The sequence below is a fragment of the Streptomyces sp. NRRL B-24085 genome (genome assembly GCF_001282115.1).
Lineage (GTDB): Bacteria > Actinomycetota > Actinomycetes > Streptomycetales > Streptomycetaceae > Streptomyces.
This window is the reverse complement of the sequence record NZ_LJBR01000664.1, coordinates 1-3,686: the sequence shown is the minus strand read 5'-3', so window position 1 is coordinate 3,686 and position 3,686 is coordinate 1. Positions and strand designations below refer to the sequence as shown.

Annotated in this window: 5 protein-coding genes; 1 reads left to right on the top strand and 4 read right to left on the bottom strand. The window is 72.8% G+C overall.

Features of this window, described 5'->3' with window-relative positions:
* Positions 1-71: 71 nt before the first annotated feature.
* Entirely contained in the window at positions 72-293 is a 222-nt protein-coding gene (locus AOJ26_RS41015) for a hypothetical protein (protein WP_037706913.1), read from the bottom strand.
* 186 nt (positions 294-479) lie between these two features.
* Between AOJ26_RS41015 and AOJ26_RS41010 the strand changes: the two genes are divergently transcribed.
* On the top strand, positions 480-746 hold the full coding sequence (locus AOJ26_RS41010; RefSeq protein ID WP_053853399.1) for a DUF6959 family protein: 267 nt from the start codon (positions 480-482) through the stop codon (positions 744-746).
* A gap of 35 nt (positions 747-781) precedes the next feature.
* On the opposite strand, the gene AOJ26_RS41005 is transcribed toward AOJ26_RS41010, so the two are convergent.
* The 3 genes from AOJ26_RS41005 to AOJ26_RS40995 form a co-directional block, all read right to left on the bottom strand.
* Positions 782-1,312, bottom strand: coding sequence for a TerD family protein (locus AOJ26_RS41005; RefSeq protein WP_053853398.1), 531 nt, complete (start codon positions 1,310-1,312; stop codon positions 782-784).
* A gap of 119 nt (positions 1,313-1,431) precedes the next feature.
* Positions 1,432-2,235: an inositol monophosphatase family protein gene (locus AOJ26_RS41000; RefSeq protein WP_078960209.1), complete on the bottom strand. Its 804-nt coding sequence runs from the start codon at positions 2,233-2,235 to the stop codon at positions 1,432-1,434.
* Positions 2,236-2,308: 73 nt separating this feature from the next.
* On the bottom strand, positions 2,309-3,541 hold the full coding sequence (locus tag AOJ26_RS40995; RefSeq protein ID WP_053853396.1) for a sensor histidine kinase: 1,233 nt from the start codon (positions 3,539-3,541) through the stop codon (positions 2,309-2,311).
* Between the last annotated feature and the right edge of the window lie 145 nt (positions 3,542-3,686).

The following is a 3,686-nucleotide window of genomic DNA, read 5'->3' as shown; positions in this document are numbered from 1 at the left end:
GGGGTGCGCTGGGGCTGCCCTTCGGGGGCGGAGAACAGCGAGGTCAGATCGATGAGAGGGGGTCCTTTCTCCTACAGCTTGGTCATCTTCGAGTACGGACTCAGGATCCGCATCTGCGACGAGCCGAAATCGACGAGCACCGCGATTCCGTCCTCGACGCCGATCACCCGGCCGAGACCGTACATGTCGTGTGTGACCTGGTCGCCCACGGCGAAGTGCTTGGGAGCGGGTGCGACCGGTGCCTTGAAGGGGCTGGTGGGCAAGTGACGCTTCGGTGCAGCAGGCTTTGTCATCCTCCTCAGTATGCGCCCATGGCCGCCCGGCCCGCGCCGTCCGTCCAGGACCGATACGAACACGCAACGGGCCGCGCGTTCCCGAGATCACCGCGGAGGGGTTCGGCAGAGGGTGCGGCCGCCGCCGTCGGGCCGGTGCCGGGCCCCGCTCTTGACCGCCGCCGAACGCCGGGATCGGATGACCGGATGGAGCGCGTCGAAGCAGAACTGTTCACGCCGGGCGGCAACAACGCCGTGGTCCGCCTGCCCGGCCGTCACTTCCCCGGGGTTCTCGTGCAGGGCGACTCCCTGCACGTCCTGCGCGGCGAGGTGGCCGAAATCCTCGCGGCGTGCGAGCGGGGCGACCTGGCCGAGGCCGGCGACACGGCCGGCTTCGTCCTGAGCGGCCTCGACGAGCTCCTGGCCGGATACGAGGCGGCGCTCGCGGACCACGGGATCCGCCGGCCGTACTGAGGGCCGTCGACCATGCCCCGCCTCGGCCGGTTCCCTCAGCGCCGTACGCCGCCCATCTCCGCCATGAATCCGGCGGGGTTGCTGTCGAAGCCCCGGATCAGTTCCGCGTGGTGCCAGGCCCCGGAGGGGTCCCTGGTGAACTCGGCGACGGTGGCGGCCGTGGCGTCCGCGACCCCCGTGAAGTCGTCGGCCAGCAGCTGCCGGTAGCCCTCGACGACGAGCACCCCGGCGTGGGACAGGTCGCCGAAGGTGCGGGGGCCGCCGTCCTGGTGGATGGCGACGCCGACCACCACCCGGCCGTAGGCCGACGACAGGCGCTCGAACTCCAGCTCCATCACCTCGACGTAGCCGAGGCCGAGGCCGGTCTCGCTGTGCCGGGTCATGTTGATGGTGCCGTCCGGTGAGCGGCTCTCGGTGTGCACCACGTACTCGGGCCGTCCGTACGGGTCGCCCGCCGCGTAGGTCGCGGCGACGATGTCGAGGTGCCGGGCCGGTTCCCCGTAGGGGCTCGGGTCCCACTTGAGCCGCACCTGGACCTTGCCAAGACCCGCACCATCGGCATGCATCAAGCCGCTCCCCGTCGGAGTTCCCCGGGACTTGCCCGCTTGCTGAAGTATGTGCCGTGATCGGCCCGATGATGCCTCGCCGACGGTTGTCTCCTGGTCAGGTCGTGCCCGGGAGGCCGTCAGCCGGCCGCCGCTCCCGTCCTGCGCCAGATCTCGGCCGTCTCCTCGGCGGCTCCGGGCGCGACGAGCAGCAACGGCTGGTTGTGGGCGGGGAGTTCGGGCAGCGCCACCGCTCCCGCCTCCCGTGCGACGAGCAGTGCCGGGAGTCCGTCGACCGCGTGGAAGCCGCCGATCGCCGCCGCGGTCGCCCGGCCGGCCGCGACCTGCGCGAGGGAGAGTGCGGTCGATCCCATCACTCTCACCGTGCAGTGCCGGTCGGCCAGTTCGGCGAGGAGCGCGTCCATGCCGGGCCAATGGGCGTGCGCGGCCCACTCGGTGAGGAACACATGACCGGTGAGGGTGGTGTGGGCGGCCGCGTGCACCCGGGTGCCGTTCAGATAAGCGCCGCGGCCCCGGACCGCGGTGAACGTCTCGCCCCGCCAGGGGTCCGCCACGACGCCGAGCAGCGGGGTGCCATCGGCGGCGGCCAGGCCCAGCGAGAAGGAGCACCAGCCCAGTGAGTGGGCGTAGTTGGTGGTGCCGTCGACCGGGTCGACCACCCAGTGCGGGGCGCCCGGAGCGCCCTCCGTCGTGCCGTACTCCTCGCCGACGATCCCGTGGTCGGGGAAGGCCCGCCCGAGCACCTCGCGGGTGTGGGTCTCCACCGCCTCGTCGGTGGCGGTCACGATGTCCGCGGGCCCGTCCTTCTCCCGCACCGCGGCACCCGGGTCGCGGGGGCGCCGGATGGTCTCCGACGCCCAGGCCGCGAGTTCCGTCGCGACCTCCAGTGCCCGGTCGAGATCCACGTCAGCCATGCCGGCCACCCTACGGCCCGGGGCCCGGCGGCCGGCGACCTTCCGGTGAACCCCGGATGACCCCTGCCCACCGCGGCCGCCCTCACCCCGTCCGGTCGCCGCTCACCGAGGGCTGCAACGGCAGTGCCGTGCTCACCTCGAAGCCGCCCTCCGGGCGCGGACCCGCCCGGAGTTCGCCGCCGACGGAGTGGGCGCGTTCGCGCATGCCCATGACGCCGAACCCCTTGGAGCTCGTGGACGGTTCGGCGGCCGCGGTGGGCGGGCCCTCGTCGGTGACCGTGATGAGGAGGCGGGGGCCGTCGTAGACGAAGCGGACGTGCGCGGTCTGGGTGGCCGCGTGCTTGGTGACGTTGGTGAGGGCCTCCTGCACGATCCGGAACGCGGTCAGGTCCACGCCCGGGGACAGGGGCTGGGGCTCGCCCTCCGTGGTGACGGTGACGGTGATCCCGGCGGAGGCGCACGAGGAGACCAGCTCGGGCAGCCGGGCGAGGCCGGGGGCCGGCTCCAGCGGGGCGCCCTCGTCGTCGGTCTGCCGCAGCAGGCCCAGGGTCGCCTTCAGCTCGCGCAGCGCCGAGGACGTGGTGCCGGTGAGGTCGTGCAGGATCTGCTGGGTCTGCCGGGGGTTGGCGAGCGCGAGGTGTTCGGCGGTGCCGGCCTGGGCGTTGGCGAGGGCCAGGTGGTGGGCTACGACGTCGTGCAGTTCCCGGGCGATCCGCATGCGTTCCTCGGTGACCCTGAGCCGCGCCTCCTCCTCCCGGGTGCGCTCGGCGTGGTCGGCGCGGGCCTGGGTGGCCTGGAGGTAGGCGCGCCGCAGCCGGGTCATGGTGCCGGCGGCGAGCGGCAGCATCAGCCAGAAGACCGGGCCGATGGTCCTCAGGAGCAGCGACACGTGGTCCATGGAGTCGGAGAAGGCCGCCGCGAGCGTCAGCACCAGCATGGTCGGCAGGCCGTAGGCGCGGATGGTGGTCCGGTCGGTGAGGGTGGCCAGCCAGTACAGCGAGGCCATGACGGGGCCCAGCAGCAGGGGGGTGAGGAGGTACCCCTGCGCGATCACGATCGTGGCGCACAGGGTGTTGACCACGACGGTGAGGCGCGGGTGGGTGCGGTGCTTGAGCAGGGCGAGGCAGGACACGCCCATGAGGACCACGGCCAGCCTGTCGTCGTCCGGCGGCGCGGCCCCGGGCAGGGTGAGCGAGGCGCCGAGGGACGCGGAACCCATCAGCGCGAGGACCAGTGAGAGGTCGACGAGGAAGGGATGGCGTGCCGAGAACTCCTCCAGGCGGTCCGTGTAGCGCCGCTCCGGGCTGGTGGTCATCGCGTTCTCCGGTGAGTGGGCCTGGACCCCCATGGTGAGCGAACGAGGCCACCCGTGCCGTAGGACATGGACGGTCCGTGGGGGGTGGGATCGATCAGACGCGGGGGGCGTCCTGGTCGGCGGGGGCGCGGACTGGACCGGTCCG